At 34.8% G+C, this 23731-nt stretch carries 14 protein-coding genes; 9 read left to right on the forward strand and 5 right to left on the reverse strand.

Translation table 11 applies throughout. The features are described from left to right. The first annotated feature begins 89 nt into the window (after window positions 1-89). Together WFH39_RS00625 and WFH39_RS00630 are read left to right on the forward strand one after the other, a co-directional pair. Window positions 90-10547, forward strand: a complete 10458-nt coding sequence (locus tag WFH39_RS00625; RefSeq protein ID WP_336688409.1) for a SpvB/TcaC N-terminal domain-containing protein — start codon at window positions 90-92, stop codon at window positions 10545-10547. Beyond that, the gene (locus tag WFH39_RS00630; RefSeq protein WP_336688410.1) at window positions 10547-10861 is read left to right on the forward strand and encodes a hypothetical protein; all 315 of its coding nucleotides are present in this window, start codon (window positions 10547-10549) and stop codon (window positions 10859-10861) included. Before WFH39_RS00625 ends, WFH39_RS00630 begins: the two co-directional genes overlap by 1 nt. A 906-nt stretch (window positions 10862-11767) precedes the next feature. Here the strand turns inward: WFH39_RS00630 and WFH39_RS00635 are convergent. Both WFH39_RS00635 and WFH39_RS00640 read right to left on the reverse strand, forming a co-directional pair. Then, window positions 11768-12103: a DUF3276 family protein gene (locus WFH39_RS00635; protein WP_002976288.1), complete on the reverse strand. Its 336-nt coding sequence runs from the start codon at window positions 12101-12103 to the stop codon at window positions 11768-11770. A 99-nt stretch (window positions 12104-12202) separates the two neighbouring features. After that, window positions 12203-13864 (reverse strand): ABC transporter ATP-binding protein, encoded by a 1662-nt coding sequence (locus tag WFH39_RS00640; RefSeq protein ID WP_336688411.1) that lies wholly within the window; start codon window positions 13862-13864, stop codon window positions 12203-12205. Window positions 13865-13955: 91 nt separating this feature from the next. Here WFH39_RS00640 and WFH39_RS00645 point away from each other — a divergent pair, with 91 nt between their 5' ends. The 5 genes from WFH39_RS00645 (at window position 13956) to WFH39_RS00665 (ending at window position 17925) form a co-directional block, all read left to right on the forward strand. Next, on the forward strand, window positions 13956-14861 hold the full coding sequence (locus WFH39_RS00645; protein WP_087709578.1) for a transcription antitermination protein NusB: 906 nt from the start codon (window positions 13956-13958) through the stop codon (window positions 14859-14861). An 11-nt stretch (window positions 14862-14872) separates the two neighbouring features. Continuing rightward, window positions 14873-15370 (forward strand): DUF1573 domain-containing protein, encoded by a 498-nt coding sequence (locus WFH39_RS00650; protein WP_336688412.1) that lies wholly within the window; start codon window positions 14873-14875, stop codon window positions 15368-15370. A 10-nt stretch (window positions 15371-15380) separates the two neighbouring features. Continuing rightward, window positions 15381-15743, forward strand: a complete 363-nt coding sequence (yajC, locus tag WFH39_RS00655) for a preprotein translocase subunit YajC (protein WP_336688677.1) — start codon at window positions 15381-15383, stop codon at window positions 15741-15743. A gap of 980 nt (window positions 15744-16723) precedes the next feature. Beyond that, a complete protein-coding gene (locus tag WFH39_RS00660) occupies window positions 16724-17455 on the forward strand; it encodes an SDR family NAD(P)-dependent oxidoreductase (RefSeq protein ID WP_336688413.1) in 732 nt (243 codons plus the stop codon). 8 nt (window positions 17456-17463) lie between these two features. After that, a complete protein-coding gene (locus tag WFH39_RS00665; protein ID WP_336688414.1) occupies window positions 17464-17925 on the forward strand; it encodes a hypothetical protein in 462 nt (153 codons plus the stop codon). 2 nt (window positions 17926-17927) lie between these two features. Here the strand turns inward: WFH39_RS00665 and ligD are convergent, their stop codons facing one another. The 3 genes from ligD to ku all read right to left on the reverse strand — a co-directional run bounded on the left by ligD (window position 17928) and on the right by ku (window position 21273). Beyond that, window positions 17928-19808 (reverse strand): DNA ligase D, encoded by a 1881-nt coding sequence (gene ligD, locus WFH39_RS00670; RefSeq protein WP_336688415.1) that lies wholly within the window; start codon window positions 19806-19808, stop codon window positions 17928-17930. Between the two features lie 77 nt (window positions 19809-19885). After that, complete coding sequence (locus WFH39_RS00675; protein WP_336688416.1) at window positions 19886-20488, reverse strand: DNA polymerase ligase N-terminal domain-containing protein; 603 nt, start codon at window positions 20486-20488, stop codon at window positions 19886-19888. Then, window positions 20488-21273 carry a non-homologous end joining protein Ku gene (gene ku, locus WFH39_RS00680; protein ID WP_185208849.1) on the reverse strand — a complete coding sequence of 262 codons (786 nt, stop codon included), beginning with the start codon at window positions 21271-21273 and terminating at the stop codon, window positions 20488-20490. The genes WFH39_RS00675 and ku overlap by 1 nt, the downstream gene beginning before the upstream one ends. Before the next feature lie 197 nt (window positions 21274-21470). Between ku and WFH39_RS00685 the strand changes: the two genes are divergently transcribed. Together WFH39_RS00685 and WFH39_RS00690 are read left to right on the forward strand one after the other, a co-directional pair. Beyond that, window positions 21471-23144, forward strand: coding sequence for a helix-turn-helix transcriptional regulator (locus WFH39_RS00685; protein WP_336688417.1), 1674 nt, complete (start codon window positions 21471-21473; stop codon window positions 23142-23144). A gap of 169 nt (window positions 23145-23313) precedes the next feature. Beyond that, a complete protein-coding gene (locus tag WFH39_RS00690) occupies window positions 23314-23640 on the forward strand; it encodes a DUF4870 domain-containing protein (protein ID WP_336688418.1) in 327 nt (108 codons plus the stop codon). Window positions 23641-23731 lie beyond the last annotated feature (91 nt).

Raw genomic sequence — 23731 nt, forward strand, 5'->3', positions numbered from 1 at the left:
TAAAAAAGGAATTAAACAAAAACTAATTGCCTGAAATTCTTTCAACAGTTTACAGGTAATCATTTTGTAGTAGAAAAGCATATACACAAATGAGAAATTCGATATTAAGTAGATTAAGAGAAAATCCTAAAATTGTAAAAGTTCTGGTTTTTCTTACTTCATGGACACAGCTTCATGCTTACGCAAATACAGCGTACTTAAATAAGCCCAAAGAAACTTTACCGGGTGCAGATTTTCATTATTCAACTGTTGTTCAAAATGACGGCAGCTTTTTGAAGAATACTGAAAAAACTTCAGAAACCGATAAGACTTTAGAAAATACTATTTCTTATCCAAATGAGAAAAATATTGATTCTGAAGATATCCTTAATCGATCAGGAAATGGAAATAAAAAGTTGATTAGCGGACAAAAAGCTTTTATTAATCAGCCGATATCAGGGTTGTATATTTCTGATATAAAAGAAGGAATTATAGGAAAAGATTCCGAACATCCGATAGATCAGATATATGATAACATATTTAATGTTACAGTAAATGAAAAAATCAGATCTGATAAACAATATAGCTTGGAATATGATCTTTATGGATTAAAAGATTATAAGCAGGTAAGCAAAGTTATCAATGATGAATTGGCTGTAGGAGGTCAAAACGTAGAAAAAACAACAGTTTGGACGCACCAAACAGAGCCGGTAAAAGCAACTGCTGTTAAAGAAGGCAAAAATATTATTGTATTTACAATTCCTAACTCTTCCGATTACAGCTACAAAATCAGAAATCTTCGTATAGTTGCTTCGGATAAAAAGAGTGCTCCTTCAGAATTTGCAAATTCATATTTGGGTCAAACCAACTCTAAATATATAAATGCTCAAAGCCAGGCAGAAGAATTAAGTTTAAATTCAGCTACCTTAAAAATAGAAGGAAGTTCTGTGAAAAATACTGCAGTATATTCCATTACTGCTCTCAGAGATATTGATATGCCTGCTCTTACTCCTGAAATGGTAAATGTAACGGCAGATCATTTCGGATATAGATTTTTACCTCATGGAGAGAATTTTTCGGTGCCGGCAAAAGTATCCATTGGATATGATAAATCTAAAATACCGGCAGGATATACCGAACAGGATATCAAAACCTTTTATTTTGATCTTACTCAGAAAAAATGGATTCCTTTAGAGAAAGCCGAAAGAGATTCTCTTCACAAAAGTAGCAATGTTATTGTATCTAAAACAACCCATTTTACGGATATGGTAAACGGGATCATTAAAGTTCCCGAATCTCCGGAAACAGGAAGCTATGCTCCTAACTCCATAAAAGACATTAAAGCTGCTAATCCAACAGAAGGAATAGTTTCTATTGCGCCACCTACCGCGAACAATATGGGAACTGTTAATACAAGTTTTCCAATTAAATTACCAGCAGGAAGAGGCGGAATGCAGCCTTCACTTTCAGTGAATTACAGCAGCGAAGGCGGAAATGGCTGGTTAGGATTAGGTTGGGATCTTTCTATTCCATCGATTTCCATTGATACACGATGGGGAGTTCCTACTTATGATCCTACTTTTGAATCAGAAATTTATACTTTAGGAGGAGAACAGCTTACCTTTAAAGATGTGGCAACAAATACTTATGTTCTTCCGAATAGAGCAGAAGGTTTTAAAAAAAACAGGAATAGTATTTTTGAAATAGAAAATGGCGTTGTACAAGATTATACTAAGTTTTATCCAAGAATAGAGGGAGGATACAGCAAGATTATCCGTCATAGAAGTTCTCCTAAAGAATATTGGTGGGAGGTTATATCTAAAGATGGAACGAGAAGCATTTTTGGAAATGATGGAACAGCCAATAATCCAGAACAATATTATTTAAAAGATACTAGCGGCAACATAGGACATTGGGCATTGTATAAAACCATAGATACCAATGGAAATTATGTAGTGTACACGTATGATAAATCTATTTACGGAGGGAATCCTGGAAATGGAGGACAAGAACTGCATATTTCAGAAATTAACTATACGTTACATGATATGCAAAATCCTCCCAAAAACTATAAGGTGACTTTTAATACAGTTTCTGGAAGGGAAGATGTACAAATAAATGGACGCTTAGGATTTTTGCAGATAGAATCCAAAAGACTTTCTTCAATAGAAGTAAAATACGGAAGTGAGAAGATTAGAAGTTATGGATTTACCTATCGAAATGACGACTCGTCTTTCAAAAAATCTTTATTAGAGAGTATCACAGAAAAAGATGCTTCAGATGTGATATTCTATACCAATAAAATTGAATATGATAAGGCTCCTGCAACATTATTTGGATCTCCACAACCATGGATAGCACCAGATAATGCGAGTTTTTCAGGGCTATTATCTTCTGGAGATTTCATTCAGGGCTATTCTATGTTATCTGGAAATTATTCAAAATCTACAGGATATAGCTTTGGGGTAAATATTGGCTTTTACAATATGGCAGGAAACCCAGTGGGAGATCAGGGATTATTTTCATTTAGACAAGGGACTTTTGGAGCGCATGGATCGGTGTCTAATTCATTGTCAGATAGTAAAATAAGCGTTTTAGATATTGATGGGGATAATTTGCCAGATAGGGTGTATTTGAATAATGGAATAATATATTATTCTAAAAATATTTCATTAACAAGCACAGGGACTCAAAAATTTGATTCAATAGTAAAAGTTGCAGGCTTAACAGAAGTTGGAAAATCTAAAAGTTCTGCATGGGGTGTAGGTATTAATGGGAACTTTGGAGGAGGAAGTATTGGATTCGATTATTCTAACAGTACATCTACTACTACGTCATATTTTATGGATTTTAATAGTGACGGGTTGGTAGATTTTGTAAAAGATGGCAAAGTATATTTTAACAGATTGGTTTATGATTCGATAATTCAAAAATTTGTTCCAACATTTAATTTAGATAGTACCGAAACTCCTTATCCTATAAACATTACAGCTTCTAATGTACAAACGGCTTCTTCATTGTTTGATAATGAAGATAAGGCAGATAAGAAGAAAATGTTAGAGCAAAATCCGTTGCATGATATTGTAAGAATATGGGTAGCTCCAAATACGGGTATTGTTACAGTAAAAAATACATTTAGTTTAAATCAGCTGTCTTGTAGTCCAGATGAAGATTGTGGTAATGCAGATGGGGTTGCTGTTTCTTTCCAGTATAAAAATAATGATCCAATAGTACAGAATATTAACGCTGGAGATTACACTTCTCATTCTTTTGCAGATCAAGTAATAAATATAGCCAAAGGAGAGAAATTATACTTTAGAATATCTTCAAAATATGATGGCACTTTAGATCAGGTCAGTTGGAATCCAGAGATTACCTACTCTGTTCTCAATAATCCAGCCGTGGACAGTGATAATAGAAACTTATCTGTATATAGAGCTCAAGAAGATTTCGTAAGTTCTAACAATAGCGTATTTTACGCAGGAAATGCAGGAACATTAAACATTTCACTTAATAAAAGTGTTCCATTATCCGATAATGCAAAGGTAATTTGGACAATTAATGATATTGATCAGCCTGAGTATAATATTGCTTCAGAGGGTATATATAATGGAAACATTAATTCATCTCCTATTCAGTTGAATCCAAATGATAAGGTGTCTGTAAGAGTTTTGACTGATACACAAATTGACTGGACACGATTTAAAGTAATTCCTGAATTTACTGAAAGTCAGACCGGTGATAAGTATTATGTACAGGTAGAGTACACAATGTATAACGATAGAGGAGATCAATACTTTTATACAATACAATCTACAGATGTAGGAAAGAAATTGTATGCTAAAATTAATAATTTTCCTACAAGTAGTTTTAATTATGAGGGAAGCATAACATCATCTTTAAAATTTGTAAATAAATTACTTTCAAAAACCGTTGTTGTTAGAAAAAAAGTAGGAAACAGTTATGTTAATAGTACCATCTATACATCCCCTTATGAAGTGAAACAGGTTGATGTAGGAAAAATAATTTATATTGAACATACCATTAACTCTAAAAAAGATTTTGCCGCAGCATTACCTAATCTTAGTACTACACTAGCAAGTTATATAGGGAATTACATAGATAACCCAGGAACATCTACCATTCAGACTTTAGTTAATAAAACAGGATCTATATATGTAGGTTCCCCTTTGGCCAATAATACGCTGACACTTAATGTTATGGCCTTTTCGTCTCCAGATCCCAATAGTGCTTTTACTGCAGAATTGACTGTATATGATGATCAAGGAAATATTGTTGCTAATTTATTTGCAGATTCTTCTCAGAGTTCTTTAGTTTCAACACCAATAGCTCAAGGAACGTACTCATATGAACTGAATGTTTTTAATGGGGGAAGAGCAAGAATCAGTATTAATAATGTTGGAACAAGCCAAACAATTATTACGTCTAATCCTATTGTTGCTCATAGACCAATATTTACACCTGAAAATCCATCGATAGCATTAGCTTCCAATCAATATGATAATAGATTTGGATTATTATACAGAGGTTGGGGCGGATTTGTTCTAAATGGTAATAATCAGGCCAATGGTAGTAACATTACAGAAAATTATACACTTGCAGGAAACTATGCTAATGGAGGTAGTGTTACAGAAATGAAAGTAGACGAGACAAGATTAGCATTAAGCCAAGTATACTCGCAAGATCCAGGAACCAATCCAACGGTTAATAATCCGACTATTGACAATAATGGAAATGTAACTATAAATGATAATAATGCTTCTTTATCAAAGAACTATTTTCTGACCTTAACGTCCAATATAAATAATGTGGATAAAGGAAGATGGTCAGATGTAGATCCATCAATATACATTAATCAAAATTTAATAATTGCATCTAGAGCAGGAGTTCATAATATAGATAGTAACTTCAATAATTATTCTTTAAGTCAGACCATAGGCTCACAACTTTCAGCTCCTTCTATTATTTTAAGGAATCAAAGTGTAAGTGTAGCAGGTGGAGTAAGTGGTGGAAATGCAAGCGTAAATGCATCGGGAACTATCTTTTCCGAAGGAAAATCCATACGTAATGTTTTAGATTACAATGGAGATGGATTTCCTGACGATTTTAATAAGACAAACATTAAAACAACTTTCCCATTAGGATTTTTATCTAATACAGATCCATTAAATGTGGGAAGTCAATCATTGTCCAGAGCCTCTAACTCTGGTTTAAGTTCTGGTTTTTCTTTCGTTCATGGAAACTCAACAAGAATGGCGTTTATACAGCCAAAAAGTGGAAATAAAGATAAAAATGCATTCAATGAAAGTCTTGTTAATAGCGAAAGCGAAAGTAGAAAAGCAGCTACGAAACTATCGATCAGTGGAAATATTGAACAGTCTACAGAATTTACAAAGCAAACATTTTTAGACATTAATGGAGATGGATTACCAGACAAATATAGTGATGGAAATTTTCAGCTAAATATAGGAAAGCAATTCGCAGGAAATGATTCTTGGGGCAATAATTTTGTTTCCGAAGGAGAGAGTACTGGGGCAGGGCTAGGAGCAGGGATTTCTCTATTCAGGGGTAGTTTTGATTTTGGTTTGAGTTATTCATCCACTACAAGTACGACATCCAAAGAATTAATTGATATCAACGGAGACGGTTTACCTGACAAAATTATTTATAGTGGTTCTTTACCAACTATTTATTTGAACACAGGAAACGGAATTTCTTTAGCATCATTACCTAATGTATCTGCTTTAAGCGCAACAGATTTGCATAAAGATAAATCTGTTAATGTCGGAGGAAATGTGGCTGGAACAGTTTTAATACCAATTCCTTTTGCTCCTGCTTTTACAACAGGACTAAAATTGAATATTACTGCAGGAGTTTCAAAAGGTTTTTCAGCAACAAAATCAAATTCTACTTTTAAAGATGTAAACGGAGACGGCTATCCAGATTTTGTAACATCGGACGATACAAACTCTGTCACGGTACAACTTAACCAAATCGGTACAACCAACCTCCTTCGCAAAGTAACCACTCCATCCGGAGGAAGCTGGGAAGTGGAATATGAGAGAGTTGGGAATACGTACGATATGCCACAAAGCAAATATGTATTAAAAACAGTAACGACCAATGATGGATTTACCGGAGATAATGCATTCAGCCCTGATGTTTCAAAAGTTACCATTCAGTATGCAAATCCTTATCACAGCAGACGAGAACGTACTTTCTATGGTTTTGAAAAAGTTACGGTTAATCAGATTGACACAAAACAAGGAGGAGCTTCCTCAAACGTAATTTACAGAAAAACAGAGCAAACGTTCAATAATAAAAACTACTATTTAAAAGGAGCATTGCTTAATGAAAAATTATTAGATGCTTCTGGGAAAATTTGGACTGAAAAAAATAATACTTATGAACTGAGAAAAATTCATAGTCCAAATACATTAAACACCCTATTAAATCTGGAAAAAGAATCTGAAAAGAATCATACGGATTATGCTTGCTTTGTTGCGCTTAAGAATACAGATTCTAAATTTTATGAAGGACTAGCAACAGCTACTAAATACACCTCGAGCAGTATTACAGAATATGATGAATGGGGGAACGCTGTTAAAGTAACAGATTATGGCGATACACAGATTGGAAATACAGAAATAGTATCTTCTCAAGTTACTTACGAAGAAGTTGCTCCTGGGAAATATGTTATTGCTCCTAAAACAGTAAAAAATACAGCAACAGGTGTTGTTAGAGAAAAAAGAGCAGAATACAATTCTTTAACAGGAGATCTGAATAAAATTGTCATCAAGAATCAAGGTTTAGATTACTCTGTATATGATTTTGAATATGATGTGTACGGAAACATTACGAAATCTACAGGGCCTACAAACAGCGTAAACCAGAGATTCTTCCATCAGTATACCTATGATGACAATGTGAAGACCTATCCTGTAAAAGTTCAGGACGCATTTGGATACACCAGCAAAACGCAGTACGATTTCCGTTTCGGTGTACCTACGCTTACGGAAGACATGAATTTGCAGCCAATGAAATATGTGTATGATGCAAAAGCAAGAACTACCGAAATTACAGGACCGTATGAAATGTTCAACAACATACCTTGGACAATAAAGTTTGAATACAACCCTATTACCAATGCTCCGCTTAATGCTACCAATGCGCAATCTTACGCAGTAACCAAGCATTATGATCCAGAATATCAAGGAACAAGCACCATCAATACCATCACCATTGCGGATGGTTTTGGTGAAGCCATTCAGGTGAAAAAAACGGGTGATATTTATAATGATGGAGTTAAATATATTATTGTCGGAAAAGTAGAATCAGACGCTTTCGGAAGAGCGTTAAAAACATACTATCCTACAACAGAAAACCTAGGAAGTGGAAACACCTTGTACAATGCTTCTGTGGACACTACTGAGCCAACAATTAATCAGTATGATGTATTGGACAGAGTAGTGTATACAAAACTACCGGGAGAAAACCTGTTCTCAACCATAGAATATGGCTTTGCTGATGATGTACAGGGAAGACAGATGTTTGCAACCACCTTTAAAGATGAACTGGGAAGCATTAAAAAGTCTTATACAGATATCAAAGGCAGAACAACTTCTGTCTGGGAAGTTTCGAACACCGGAGATATTAAAACAAAATTCACGCATGATGCGATCGGACAGATTCTTCAGGTGGAAGATGTGGCAGGAAATATCACGACGTCACAATATGACGATTTAGGAAGAAGAATTTCTTACAATCATCCTGATAGTGGCATTACCACTTATAAGTATGATCCGGCAGGAAATATGAATTCAAAAACCAATGCAGCCAATGAAATTGTTAATTACAAGTATGATTATACCAGACTGAAAGAAGTAAACTATCCTGTGTATCCTGAAAATAATGTTAAATATTATTATGGAGCTGCAATGGACGCATCTGCAATGGATAATAATGCGGTGGGAAGACTTTGGTATCAGACAGATGCTACAGGAACGCAGTATCTGAAATACGGAAGACTTGGCGAACTTATCTACCAACGCCGTTCTGTTGCCGTTCCGGACGCAGGAGTATATTGGTTTGGAACATCTTGGGAATATGACACCTGGAACCGTGTGAAAAAGATCACCTATCCGGATGGAGAAGAAGTAAAATATACCTACAATAAGGCAGGTAATCTTTTCAAGATGAACTCTGTAAAAGATGGTTTCAGCAGGGACATCATAAAGAATCTGGGGTATGATAAATTTGAGCAGAGAGTTTATCTTCAGTATGGAAACGGTACGGAAACGACCTATGAATACGAAACCAACCGTAGAAGACTGCTTAAAATGTATGCTAAAAACAGCAACAGATACTTTATGCAGAATACTTACCAGTATGATGTGGTATCTAATGTAATGCAGGTACACAACAACGCGCCTGTGGTACAGGGATTATTAGGAGGAGGAACCAACTATGCGTATGGATATGACGATCTGTACCGTCTTACGTCTTCATCAGGGAACTGGAGAGGGATTAAAATGAAGGAAACTTATGATTCTCAGGGTAATATTATTTACGTTCCTACAGAAGAGAGACACCGTTTCACCGTAGGGATGACGTATGATAATATGCATAATATCATGAGCAAAACGCAAAAGCATGAGTGGGTGGAAGGTACTACTTCTAACAACTGGGCTACTGTTGAACCGACTTCCTACCGTCTGAACTATAAATATCAGGATCCTTCGCATCCGCATGCGCCATCCAGAATTATAGACGAACCGAATGTTGTCCCGAATGCTACATGCTGTAATCCGGACGATCCGGGAGTGAAGTTTCAGGATTATCAATATGATCCTAAAGGAAATCCTACGAAGATCCTGCAGCAGACGTGTACCAATCAGGAAGAAAAAGCGGTGTATCTGTGGGACGAAGAAAACAGGTTACGATTTGTAGATACCAATCCTACCACACCGGAAGCAGATGGTGCGGCAATTTATACCTATGATGCAGGAGGAGAGCGTATTATAAAAGATGTTTTGTTTAAAGGAAAAATAGGAAAATACAATAGCAACCATATAGAAGTAAGCGGTGAAACCATTCATGAAGCATCAATCTATCCAAGCGGACTCATTACACTTAAGCTTACCTACGATCTTCAGAACGGAATGTTACAGGAGCCAAGCTACACCAAGCATTATTATGCAGGAAGCCAGAGAATACAGTCTAAAAACGGTAACAGCGGAAACGTAGGAGCATTTGACTGTGCATGGCTTATTATCCCGTTTGGAGGAACAACATCGCCAATTAATCCTGTGAATGTCTCTAACCAGATTTTGCAGACGGCTACGCAAAGCAATCTGGTGATTATGCAGACCAATAACCTTACCCCGCCAGTAAATTATGGGCAGAATGGAGGATATACCGGAAATTGCGTATCTTCGTATGCAAGTAATGTTGAGGAAAAGGAAATCTATTGGTTCCATCCCGATCATTTAGGCAGCAGTTCTTTCATTACCGGATTAGATGGCGAAGTAACCCAGAATATGGAGTATTTCCCAAGTGGAGAAATCTTCGTGGAAAACCATTATAAGGATGACTTAAACAGCCAGTATAAGTTTAATGGTAAAGAAATGGATGGCGAAACAGGGTATTACTATTATGGAGCGAGATATTATAACCCAAGAGTAAGTCTTTGGTTAAATGTTGATCCACTGGCGGAGAAACACCCAGACTTTTCTCCTTATACCTATTGTGCAAATAATCCATTAAATCTGACAGATCCAAATGGAAAAGATTGGTTTTGGGATGATAAAAAGCATGCTTATGTATATGATAAATCTCTAACATCAGTAGAGCAATTTAATAAGTTAGTTGAGAATGGACTTGTTGAAGGGCATTATATTGGTAAAGGAGGAATTAGAAGTGTGAGATTAGGAGATGAAGAAATTGGTAAAGTAAATTTATATGAAGATGGGTCATGGCTAAACATGACAAATTCAGATCCAGATAAATTTGAGTATCATGATGTAAATGGACCAGAATTACAGAGAGGACAATATTTTACAAATTATCCAAATTCAGAACGTAATTGGGGGGTACAAATTTTCGATGATCCATGGTCTTTATCTGTGAGTTTAGAAGCAACACCAATTACAGGGGGGGGCATTGAACTGGGATACTTTAATGGGAATTATGATAGAGGATTATATTTTAATTTATATGGATCCGCAGGGCTTTCTGCAGGGCTTGGCTTTAATTATAATACATATGAAAGTATAAACGGACCTATTACAATTCATCCAAAAGGGGATAATAGTATAAAAGGAAGCTATACCAATTTTCAAGGAGGGATTGGACCGTTTTCATATAGCCAAGGAGGTAATGGAGATTTAGGTGTAAATTATCAATCAGGATATAAAACAAAAGGAGGTGCTGTTTCAAAAGGATTAAATCCGGCTATCTTATTTAACTTAAAAGCAAAAGCAGGAGGCTCTTATCAAACAGGAACAACTTATATTTTATATAACTCATCTAATAAATCTGATAAATAATGAAAATTAGGCTTATAGATATAATTGTTATTTCAATTTTATTGTTTTTTTTTGGAACGTTTTTTTTTTTAATAAAATCACATCCTAACCAAATTAATATAACTATAAATTCAAAAGTCAAAAATTTATACAGAGATTATGATAATCATGGTCAAGGAACTGTAGTAATGGATGATAATAAAAAACTTATTGTGAGAGATGGTATTTATTATCAACTAAAAATAGGAGATAGCTTGATTAAAAAAGAAAATAGTTTAAAAATAAAAGCTGTTAGGGGGGAATCAATATTTTATTTGAATTTAGAATATGAATAAAACATTAAAAAGCCCGATAGCGTGGATTTGTAATCCGTGCCTTTAATATCAACAAAAACTTTGCAATCTGCAAAGTTTTTGTTTTAGAAAGCGTTATTTTTACGATAATATAAGATTCATAAAGTAGAGAGAAAAGTAGTGAAAGAGGCAGAGATTATTATTTTATCGTTGCAAGAAATTGTGCAAATTTAAATAGTATATTGAAGTAGGTTTTATGTGATATAGCCACGGAGTACAAATCCGCGACATCCGATTAACCAATATAAAAGTGCACATAGAAGAAGCAGCTCGTAAAAATAAATCTAAATAAATTGTAATATGAATAGTAGAATTTTAATTTTTTTCCCTCTTTTCCCTCTTTTCTTTAATTCATGTAATAATCCCCCTATTGATTGCAGTAAAAATAATATTACTATTGAAAATAGATGGTATGCATATAATGGCTGAATTGACTTTTTAAAAATTAAAAATAATGATGATCTCATATTTATATGTAACAGAATTAATCAATTTTCTGAAGGAGAAGAAGTGGGGATTGCCTACAGCTATGGTGATATTGATATATATCTGAATAATAGAAAAATTCAAGCTATTTTCACATATAAAAATGGTGTTGTATATAGGGTTGGTGTTGGAAGATATGTTTATGATGAAGAGCTTACTGCTCGTATTTTAAAATTGGTGAAGATAAACAATCGTTGTTGGGGTGACTGCAGGTAACCGATAGCGCGGATTTACAATCCGTGCCTGTAATAGAATCTGTCACAACGATTTGTGTGGCGGATTTTAGATTTGGATAATTAATTTTCCTCAGTAAAAAGAAAAATATGCTCTGCTCAGATAAAATACATAAGCAAAAAAAAAGCACCCTTTTTCAGATGCTTGTGTTTTTAGAATTATTCTTTTTTAAACTTCGTCGTCAGAATCGATGGTGTAAGATCTGCTTTTGAAGTCTTTGTCGTGTTTTTCTGATATTACATCCTCACCCTTCTCGTTAATGATGAAATCTGTGGACTCATTAAACATCTCCTGAAAACTCTTAAAATCTTCCTTATAAAGGTAAATTTTATGCTTCTCGAATGTAGCTTCTCCATTCTCTCCGAAATTCTTTTTGCTTTCGGTAATCGTAAGATAATAATCTCCTGCTTTCGTCTCGCGCACATCAAAGAAATAAGTTCTTCTCCCTGCTTTTAACACCTTCGTGAAAATTTCATTTTCATGGCGTTCCTTGTATTCACTCATTGTTAGATATTTTTTAATCTTGTTAAGAACAAATATAAAAGTTTTCTTTTAATCACAAAATTTTTTTTATGATTTATTTAACATTTGTGAACGATTCTGCTATGCTGTTACGGAATTGTTAATTTCGGTTAAGTTGAGGATTTTGTCGGCTCTCTGTGCGCTAGACTCTCTGTGTGTGATGATTATAGAAGTTGCATTACGGATTTTTCGGTCTATATTTTCAAGAATGTTCTGTTCTGTTTCAGTGTCCAGAGCAGACAGGGAATCGTCAAAAATAATAATGTTCGGATCTTTAATCAGCGCTCTGGCAATACAGATTCGCTGTTTCTGACCTCCGGAAAGCATAACGCCACGCTCTCCAACCATGGTTTGGTACTGTTCTTTAAACTCAACAATATTTTTATCAACATCAGCAATTTTGGCGTATTCCACCACTTTTTCGTGAGAAGGTCTGTCGATGGCAAATCCGATGTTGTTTTCAATGGAATCTGAGAACAGATAACTTTCCTGAGGAATATATCCGATGAAATTTCTGTAGTTTTCTAAATTATGTTCTTTTAAATTTTTACCGTCAATTAGAATTTCACCTTCCGTAGGATCAATCAAACGGCAGAGAAGCAATGCAATCGTAGATTTTCCGCTTCCTGTTTTTCCCATGATCGCCAAAGATTCTCCGGCTTTCAGAGTAAAACTTAGATTATCCAGAGCTCTGATTCCTGTATTCGGATAGACATAAGAAACATTTCGGAACTCAATATCGCCTTTAATTTCATAATTGTCGAAGTTCTTATTAACGATTTCAGATTTTTTATCCATGAATTCGTTAATTCTCTGCATGGAAGCTTCTGCTCTCTGATTCACTGAAGTAACCCAGCCAACCATTGAGAAAGGAAAAATAAGCGTATTGATATACATGAAAAAGTCGGCAATTTTACCGATGCTTAATTCTCCTGCAATATATTTCTGTCCGCCGATCCAGATAATGGCAACATTCAGCAAACCGATAACGAATAAAATAATCGTAAAGAAATAAGCTTCCGTTTTTGCCAGATCCAATGCTTTGTTCTGATAGTCGGTTACCTTCGTACCATAATTTTTTTTGATATAATTTTCCCTTGCAAAAAATTTCACCACGCGGATTCCCGAAAAACTGTCCTGTACAAAAGTAGAAATCGCCGACTGGCTTTTCTGCATGATCTTTGATTTCTGATTGATTATTGAGCTTACTTTATAAATCGCAAAGGATAAAATCGGAAGGGGAAGCAAAGTCCAGAGTGTCATAGAAACATCCGTAGTAAGCATATAAATTGCTGTGATTACCACAAGAACAATTAAATTGGCAACATACATCACTCCCGGACCGAGATACATCCTTACTGCAACCACATCTTCACTTAAACGGTTCATTAAATCTCCGATCGTGGTTTGTTTATAGTCCGTTAAAGATAAATCCTGATAATGTCTGTAGATTTTATTTTTAAGCTCATATTCTATTCTTCTTGAAGCCACAATAATCGTCTGCCGCATCATAAAGGTGAAAAATCCGGTGAGTAAAGAACAGCCGACGATAATGGCAACATAGACTAAAACCTGTCTGTTGAAACCTAAATTCCCGTTTTTCGTAAGCTCGTCCACAGATTTTCCTACAAACTGAACCTTATATATATTGAAAAAATTACTTGCAATGATGAATAATACTCCCCAGAACAACAATATTTTGTGCTTCCAGAAATAGGGGTTTAATGTTTTTAGCGCTTTCATAAAGTTTCACAAAATTACAAAAATCACCTCAGACTACGAATTTCATAAATTTTAAATTTCGTATCTTTGCACCCATAAAAAAGCTCTTTGAATGTTAGGAAGACGACAAATCCGTGAAAAAGTAGTACAGACTGTGTATTCTTATTACCAGAATCCTGTAAAGTTTGATGTATTAGAGAAAAATATGTTTGCCGGAATAGAGAAAATCTATTATCTCTACATCTATCAGTTAAACTTTTTGGTTGCGCTGAAAGAACTGGCTGAAAATCAGATTGAGATCGGTAAAAACAAATACATCAAAACCGATGCTGACATTAATCCTAACCAAAAATTCATCAACAATCAAGTTTTAATTAAATTGGAAGAAAATCCTGAGAGATTATTTTTCACAGGACAGCACAAGCAATTGAAATGGGACCTGCATGATGATCTTTTGGTAAAAACTTTCCAGAGAATGTCTGCCGGAAAGCGTTATCAGGATTTTATGAAAGAAGAAGGATATTCTTTTGAGGAAGATCAGAAGTTTATCGGGAAATTATTCTTAAGATATATTGCCGAAAACGATGATTTTCATGATTATCTTGGTGATAAAGAACTTTCATGGTATGATGATATCCACATCGCGAATTCAATGGTGCAGAAGACCATCGGTTTCCTGAAAGAAGATGAAGAAAGCCGTACTTTAATTAAAATGATTAAAGACGAAGACGATAAAACTTTCGCAATGAAGCTTCTTAGAAATACTTTGGACAGTTGGGAAAACAACGAAAAGAAATTGGAAGAAAGACTGGAAAACTGGGATCTTGAAAGAGTTTCTCTAATGGATAAAGTGATCTTATCAACAGCAATGGCGGAGCTGGACAATTTTCCTTTTACCCCTTCAAGAGTTATCATTAATGAATATATCGAGATCGCAAAAGTTTTCGCAACAGACCGCTCCAATATTTTCATTAACGGAATTTTAGATAAATATTGTAAAGATTTAAACAGAATATAAATTATCTTCATATGAAAAAGACATTATCCATCATTGCTTTGTCTGTCATAGGCTTTGGATTCGTTTCCTGCAAAAAAGAAAATAAAGAAGTTACAGGAACTGAAATTGCAGCTTCAACGCCTGCAGCAACGGGAGACTCTGCTGCTGTAGCTCCGGTTTCAGGAGAAACAACTGCGGCTCCGGTTTCCAATCAGCCTTTAACTACGGTTGCACTTTCTGAAAACAATTTTGATTTCGGAAAAATTAAAAAAGGTGATAAAGTAGAACACGTTTACGAAATTACCAATACCGGAACAAATCCTTTGGTTATCTCTGAAGTAAAGCCCGGATGCGGATGTACAGCTCCTGATTTTACAAAAGAACCGATTATGCCGGGTAAAAAAGGAAAGATTACTTTGCATTTCGATTCTACAAACTTCGACGGAAATGTTAACAAATTTGCTGATGTTTTTGCAAACGTAGAAAAAGCTCCGATCCGAATCAATTTCACTGCTAATATTCAACCATAAGATCATGAACATGTTATCCATATTTTTACAGGCACAGCCACAAGGCGGCGGAGGAATGATGATGATCATGATGGGGGTGATGGTGGTAGGTTTCTACTTCCTGATGATCAGACCTCAGATGAGAAAGCAGAAGCAGGAGAAGAACTTCCAGGAAACTCTTAAAGTGGGAACAAGAGTGGTTCTTACTTCCGGACTTCACGGAAGAATTGCTCAGGTTCAGGAAGATGGTTTCGTTATTGAAACATTATCCGGAAAGCTGAAATTCGAAAAAGCTGCGGTTTCAAGAGAATTTACGGAAGCGCGTTTCGGAGATAAATCCAAGACTTTTGATAAAGCGGAAGACAAAAAAGAAATTGAAACTGAGAAAAAATAATTTTTCAGTTTTTAAAATATTTCGTTTCGGCGGGGTGAGCAAAGCTCACCCCGCCGAAAATTTTTATATGAATATTTTTCTATTTTAATATCCGGAAAGGTTATCCTTCGTAGAAATTTAACCTGCAATTATTTTTAACGTAGGATGGTCATTCTGACCGAAGCCAAGCGGAGAGAAGAATCTACTTCAATAATCTTAACATCTCAATTAAATCTTAACGGTTTAAAAATAGATTTCTCCTTCGTCGAAATGACAAAATAGCATTTAGCAATTGTGTTTATTCGTGAAAACCATTTGTGAAATTTGTGTTTAAAAAAACTCCGAGAAATTAAAAGCGAAGCTCCTGCCTTAATAATCTTAACTCCTCAACTCAATCTTAACGGTTAAAAATAGATTTTTCTTCTGTCGAAATGACAGGAGAGCATTTAGCAATTGTGTTTATTTGTGAAAAAACATTCGTGCAATTCGTGTTTAAAAAAAAATCTGAAAATTAAAAGCAAAGCTTTTACCTTAATAATCTTAACTCCTCAACTAAATCTTAACGGTTTAAAATAGATTTCTCCTCCGTCGAAATGACAAGCGAGATTTTAGTAAATTGTGTTTATTCGTGAAAAAATATTCGTGCAATTCGTGTTTAAAAAAAAATTCTGAAAATCAAAAGCAAAGCTTTTACCTTAATAATCTTAACTCCTCAACTAAATCTTAATGGTAAAAATTAGATTTCTCCTCCGTCGAAATGACAGGATAGCATTTAGCAATTGTGTTTATTTGTGAAAAAACATTCGTGAAATTTGTGTTTAAAAAATCTCCGAGAAATTAAAAGCGAAGCTTCTACCTTAATAATCTTAACTCCTCAACTAAAATCTTAACGGTTGGAAAAAATAGATTTCTCCTTCGTCGAAATGACAAAAATAGCGGTAAATCTTTGTGCCATTAGTGAAAATATTTGTGTTATTTGTGGTTTAAGTTATCTTTGCCCCATGAATCAAAACACAAACAAAACCGTTCTCATTTTAGGCGCGAATTCCGATGTTGCAAAACAGGCAGCGAAACAATACGTTGAAAAAGGATTTTCCATTATTGCCGCCTCCCGAAATACAATCTCTTTAGAACAATTTGTTTTAGAACATAATCTGAATTCCAAAGTGAAGGTTTTATCTTTTGATGCTGTTGATTTTGATTCTCATCAGAAATTTTATGATGAACTTCCTGTAAAACCTCATATTGTGGTGTATGCAGCAGGTTTTTTAGTGGATAATGAAACCGCTTTGATAGACTTCAAAGGAGCTCAGCAAATGATGCTGGTCAATTATATGGGAGCCGTTTCTATTCTGAATATTATTGCGAGGGATAAAAACAATAAAAATCTCGAAAGGATTATCGGATTGTCTTCGCTTTCGGGAGTTCGCGGGAGAAAAAGCAATTTTGTTTATGGTAGTACAAAAGCTGCTTTTACCACGTATTTAGCTGGTTTAAGACAGGAATTGGCTTTAAGAAATATAAAAGTCAATGCTTTAGTAATTGGCTACATCCGTACAAAAATCAATGAAGGTTTACAATTGAATGAATCTTTAATGATGGAACCTGATTATGTGGCAAAACATATCGTAAACGCAGGAAATTCTTTCACTATTGTTCCGAATTTCAAATGGAAAATCATTTATCTGATTTTGAAAATGCTGCCTGAAAGTCTGGTGGCGAAACTTCCTTAACTCATACTATGAATGATCAGTTTTTAGAAATTAAAACTTATATTGACAATATAAGCTCTTATGACAGTTCGGAAAATTTCGAATATGAACATTATCCTTACTTAAAGAATATTTTAGAAAATTTAACTCCAAAACAGCATGATGATTTTGTGGAAGAGGTTTTTAAATCGGCAGATTTTCAAATGTATATTGTGTCAAGGTTTTTACATTCCAATGACTTTATTTTACAAGGGAAGTATAATTCAGATTATGTTTTCTGCGAATGTTTTTCTAAAATTAATGATGTTGAATATTTACAATATTTATATGATGATTTAGAACTACATTTAATGCAAAGAAAATTCTTTAAGAACGATTTAATTTTATCGATTAATGATATTATTGATAATTTGTATTTATTAACCAATCATTTAAGAGATAAGAATAGTATTGATTTTTGCTTAAAAATCATTGAAAATTTAAGCGATTAATTTTATTCAACATCCCCCAACAATTCCAGCGCCTTCATCATATCAATTCCCTTTCTCAGAACAGGTTTAAACAAATCTCCCTTTTCTTTAATTCTGTCTAAAGCATTGTGAATGTTGAAATCTGTAGGTTGTAAGCCTTTTTTCAGCTCTTTCCATTCCAGAGGCATCGAAACGGAAGCTCCTTCTTTTGGCCGCAAACTGTAAGCACTCGCTAAAGTTTGTCCGGTTCTGTTTTGAAGATAATCGAGGTAGATTTTCTTGTTGTCACGCTTTTGTAAGCTTCTTTCCAGTGTCGTGAGTTTTGGCAATTTTTCATTGACTTGTTTCATTAAAAGGTGCGCAAAATCTTTCACCTGATCAAAATCGTATTTTCCGCCCATCGGAATGTAGATATGAATTCCCGTGCTTCCGGAAGTTTTGCAGTATCCGTGGATTTTTACAGATCCTAAAACTTCATTCACCTGCAAAGCTGTTTCAATAACCTCATCAAACGTATTCTTTTTCGAAGGATCGAGGTCTAAAACCAAAAAGTCAGGATGATCAAGATCGGGAAGTGAAGAATTCCACGGATTCATATCAATACAGCCTAAATTGTTTAAATAAGCCAAAGTAGCTTTGTCGTTGCAGTAAATATAATCAATGTCTTTATCATTCGATTCCGAATAAACCTGTGTTGTTTTTATCCAGTCAGGAATATTGTCACCGGCATCTTTCTGATAAAAATTCTGCTCTTCGATTCCGTTCGGGAAACGGTTTAGTGAAAGCGGACGGTTTTTAAGATGAGGTAAAATATACTCTGTAACCGACTGGTAATATTCGATGACATCGCCTTTTGTAATACCATCTTTTGGGAAATAAATTTTGTCCTGATTGGTCAGTTTTACTTTGTGTCGGTTCAGGGTAATTTCTTGTTCGTTTTCAGAAGATTTTATCTTTTTGGAAGTTGTCATTTTAGTCATTTTGGGTTGGGAAATAGTTTCTGTTTCTTCGGAAGTATTTTCAACGTCTTCAGGGTTTTTGTCTTCTCTGAGCGCGATAAAAACAGGATGTCTGAAAATTCCGTCTTTGGTAATTTCAGAATATTTGATTTCGCACACCAGTTCAGGTTTTGTCCATGTTACAGGCATATTGGTTTTAGGTTTGATCTCGAAAGGAGAATTTGGAACAGCGATTCTTTCTAATTTCTGAAGAATTTCCTGAATCAGTTCGCGGTTAAATCCCGTTCCCGTATGTCCGCTGTACGTGAGCTTTCCGTCAATATATTTTCCTAAAATCAAAGCTCCGAAACCTTTTCTTGAACCTCGAGGTTCTGTAAAACCGCAAATAATGGCTTCTTCAGTATTGGTAAATTTGATTTTCAGCCAGTCGGAACTCCGATAATTTTCTACATAAATACTGTTGGCTTTTTTAGCGATCATCCCTTCGAGCTTCATCTTTTTCATCTGACTGAAAAATGCAGTCCCTTTTTCCGGAACGTGATCACAGTATTTGATGACGTCGGTTTCAATGAGTGCTTCCTTTAAAAGCTCTTTCCGCTGAATCAATGGCAGTTCTTCCGTAGAATGACCATTCAGCCATAAAATATCAAAAACCTGATAGGTGAGAGCCAGATCCGGATTATCTCCAATCTGCTGAAGCCATTGGAAATTAGGTTTTCCGTTTTCATCGTAGGCAACAATTTCACCATCAAGAATCATATGATGAATCTGATTTTCAAAATCCCGCGATATTTTTTCAAATTTTGAAAGGAAAGAAATTCCGTTTCGGGAGTAGAATTGGGGTTGATCGTTGCTTAAATCGGCAACGGCGCGATAACCGTCCCATTTGATTTCAAAAATCCAGTCTTCATCATCAAAAGCCTCATCATGAGGTTTTGCCAGCATGGGTTTGATAAAGTTTTCAATTTTCTTTTCGTCAACTAAAGAATTGTATCTTTTGAATTTGGGCTTTATTTCTGAGATTATGACTTTTTTTTGCTGCTTTTGAGGCTTTTTTTTTCCTCTAAAAATTTTGTGACCTGAGAATTTTTCGCGGTATTTTCTTCGGCATCATAATCACTTTCTGCAAAATTGTCTTTATGTTTGATTAAGAGCCATGAATTTTCTTCCGTATTTTTCATTTTTACCAAAGCAAATTCGCCTTTCAGCTTTTTTCCGTGAAGGATAAATTTCAAAGATCCGGCGTGAAGCTCTTTTAGCAGCTCTTTTTCGTCTGAAAGTTTGGAATTGTTATCAAGAGGTTCATAGGTTCCGCTGTCCCAGATTTCAACCTGTCCGGCTCCGTAATTTCCTTCCGGAATATTTCCTTCAAAGTCTTTGTAATCGTAAGGATGATCTTCCACCATCATCGCAAGACGTTTGTCTTTAGGATCTAAGGAAGGTCCTTTCGGAACTGCCCAGCTTTTCAGCACACCATCCATTTCCAGACGGAAATCATAATGCAGTCGTGATGCAGCGTGTCGCTGAATCACAAAAATAAGCTGATCTTTGCTCTTTTTTGTTTTTCCTTTCGGTTCGCTGGTTTTGTCGAATTTCCGCTTTTCGTTGTAATCTTTCAGAGCCATTATGATGCATTTTTGGATTTTGTATTCTGTAAACTGGCTTTTAACTGCGCCATCAGATCAATTACTTTTCCTTCTTTTGCAGGTTCCGCTTTTTTCGTTTTGATGTTTTTACCTTTCGCTTTCTGTTTAATGATCTTCATTAAAGCTTCAGAATAGGTGTCTTTGTACATTTCAGGATCAAATTCCTGTGAAAGCTGTTCGATAAGGTTTACTGCCATTTTTAATTCAGCAGGTTTCGGAGCTTTCGCCGCCGGAATTTTAAGATCTCCGTAATCCCTGATTTCCTGTGCGAATCTTAATCGGTTTAAAACCAGAACTTCATTGTTATAAGGGCGGATCATTCCGATGGCTTCACTTTCGCGCAGAACAAATGTTCCTACTCCCACCATTTCTGTTTTTGCTAAAGCTTTAAGCAAAAGACGATAGGCATTTTCCCCATTTTTCTGAGGTTCGAGATAGTACGGATTTTCAAAATAAACAGAATCTACTTCACTTTCTTTTACAAACTGATCGATGGAAAGGATTTTGGATTTTTCAGGACTTGCCGCTTCATAATCTTCTTCATCCAGAATAATGTATTTGTCGTCCATGAGATATCCTTTTACAATATTTTCCCATTTCACTTCCTTGCCTGTATTTTCGTTCACTCTTTTAAATCTAATATTCGAAAAATCAGACTTATCCAGCATATCCAAATCCAGTTTGGTGGTTTCGGTAGCAGAATATATTTTGACAGGAATATTGACTAATCCAAAGCCAATGGCGCCGTTCCAGATTGCTTTCATCGTACTTTATTTTAAGTAAAACGTACAATGATTGTGCCGTGTAATTATTTTGTGGTATCTTAAATAATTACAGTTGAGTTATTTATGTTTTTTTAGGAACAGGTTATGTAAGAAATACTCCGTAAGAATCCGGAAGTATAATATTACCTTTACCGTAACATTTATTTAACCACAGCAAGATATATCGGTAAAATTCTATGAAATTTAAAATTATCACAGTATTTTTTTTATTCTTATTTCAGACGTTGCTTTTAGCGCAGAACGAAAAAGCAATTGATATTTTTAACAACAGAAACGAAGATTTAAACAAAGCAGTAAGAGATTTATCTGTATTAAAAAAATCTGCGAAATCTAGTGAGAGCCAACTGCTTCTGAATTCTTTACTGGCATTAACCTACATTACGAAAAAAGATTATGAATCTGCGAAAAAGTATATTACGGAAGCTGAAAAATTTTCCGGTAAGAATGGGAGTTCTCCGGCAAAAGCATATTACAATTTTGCAATTGGAAAGCTATACATGATTCTGGAGATTAATGACCAGTCAATTAATTATTTTTTAAAGAGTTTCAGGCTTTTTAAGCTGAATGAAAATTTTGCAATGGCAAGTGATGCTGGAGTTTCTGTTTTCTATATTTCCAATTATAAGGATGTGAAAATTTTGAATGAATCTCTGGAACTGGCGGATCGAAGCAAAGATGTGGGAGCAATTATTAATGCCAGATGCGGATTTGCCAATTACATGAAGAATGATTTTAATATTAACCGGGCTTCAAAATACAATTCGGAGCAGCTGTTAAAATATTTAAAGGAAACGGTAGATCTGGTAAAGAATAAAAATGAAACCACGCAGAAATTTGCTTTGGCTTCATTATATTTTAATTACGGATATAATTTGCTTTTTTATAAGAAAAATCCGGAAGGCGATGTTTATCTTAATAAAGCATTACATCTTGCTAAAAGGTATAACTATCTGTCCATATACAGGAATTATTATGGCGCAAAGGGAGATATTCTGCTGGAAGATAAGAGAATAGATGAAGCCAAAGCTTTTTTCCATCGTGGATTGAAGGAGGCACAGGCAATGCCTTATCCGGATGCTGTCACAGAACTTTTATTTTATGATGATCTGAAGAAAATCGCAGCGACGCAAAAAGATTGGGAAGAATTCTACAGGATCGACCAGCTTTTTCAGGCTGCAAGTAAGAAAGCAAACGATGAAAATATAAACAAAGCGATACAAAACAGCATCATAAAATATGAAATGAAAGAAAAGGAAGAAAAAATAGAAACGCTGATGTCTAAAAATTTTAACCAGAGAATCTATATCCTGATCATGATTGTTGTGATTGTATTAATGTTGATCATCTGGTATCAGTATCAGAAGAATAATAAGCTGAGAATGCATCTTATTTCGGAGAAAAATAAGCAATTAGAGATTGAGAGAAATCAGGTTCGTAAAGAATTGATCGGAAGTGTGCTTCATCTTGAAAAGAAAAATGAAATTTTGAATAATCTTAAAGAAAAACTGATGGAAAAAAAATCTGCCGCGCCTTCTGTCATAGATCATCAGATTTTTAAAGCAATAGAAGAGGGAATTCTGGTAGATGATGATTTTGAAAAGTTCAGATCTAATTTCAATACCATTTATCCTGAATTTTTCAATAAACTACTGGATAAAGCCAACCAGAATCTTACACAGCTGGATTTAAAATATTGTGGTTTTATTTTGATGAAACTTTCCACTAAAGAAATTGCATCCCAGATGAATGTAGAGCCAAAAAGTATAAGAATGGCGCGTTACAGAATAAAACAGAAGCTTAATCTGGGGAAAGATGAAGATCTGGATCAATTTATACAGCAGCTTTCTTAGTTGTAAATGGTTTAAAATAAGCGATTTAAATTTGGTGTAGACGTTTTGTAGACGTTTTTAATTTCCTCATAGACACTTTATAGACACTCAAAATTGCTGTTGCTGATTTGCCGCTAATATCTTTGCCGAGTTGAAAATAATCTTATTCAGAAATTTAAAAACTCAAAACATGAACAACAAAGTTTTAGCAATTATTTCGTATATCACGCTTATCGGATGGCTTATCGCATTTTTTTTAAGAGACAAATCGCAAAAAGACAAGCTGGTTAATTTTCATCTCAGCCAGAGTTTGGGATTGGCAATTGTTTCCACGTTATTTAATATTGTGCTGACGATAGTTGCTGCTATTGTTCCGTCATTGCACTTTTTAGGATACATTGGCTATTTATTCTTTATTTTAATGATTTTGGGAATAATAAATGCCGCAAATGAAAAAGAAACTCCACTACCGATTATCGGTAATATGTTTGTAAATAAATTTTCTTTTATCAATTAAAAATTCATTTCTTCACAAAGACTGACAAATCTTTTTATTCTCTATAAAAAGATTTTCAGTTTTTGCAAAAGATTTCTTATCAAGGTTTAAA

Origin of the sequence: Chryseobacterium sp. MMO-72, from assembly GCF_037146035.1 — a bacterium.
In the GTDB taxonomy this organism is placed as follows: domain Bacteria; phylum Bacteroidota; class Bacteroidia; order Flavobacteriales; family Weeksellaceae; genus Chryseobacterium; species Chryseobacterium indicum.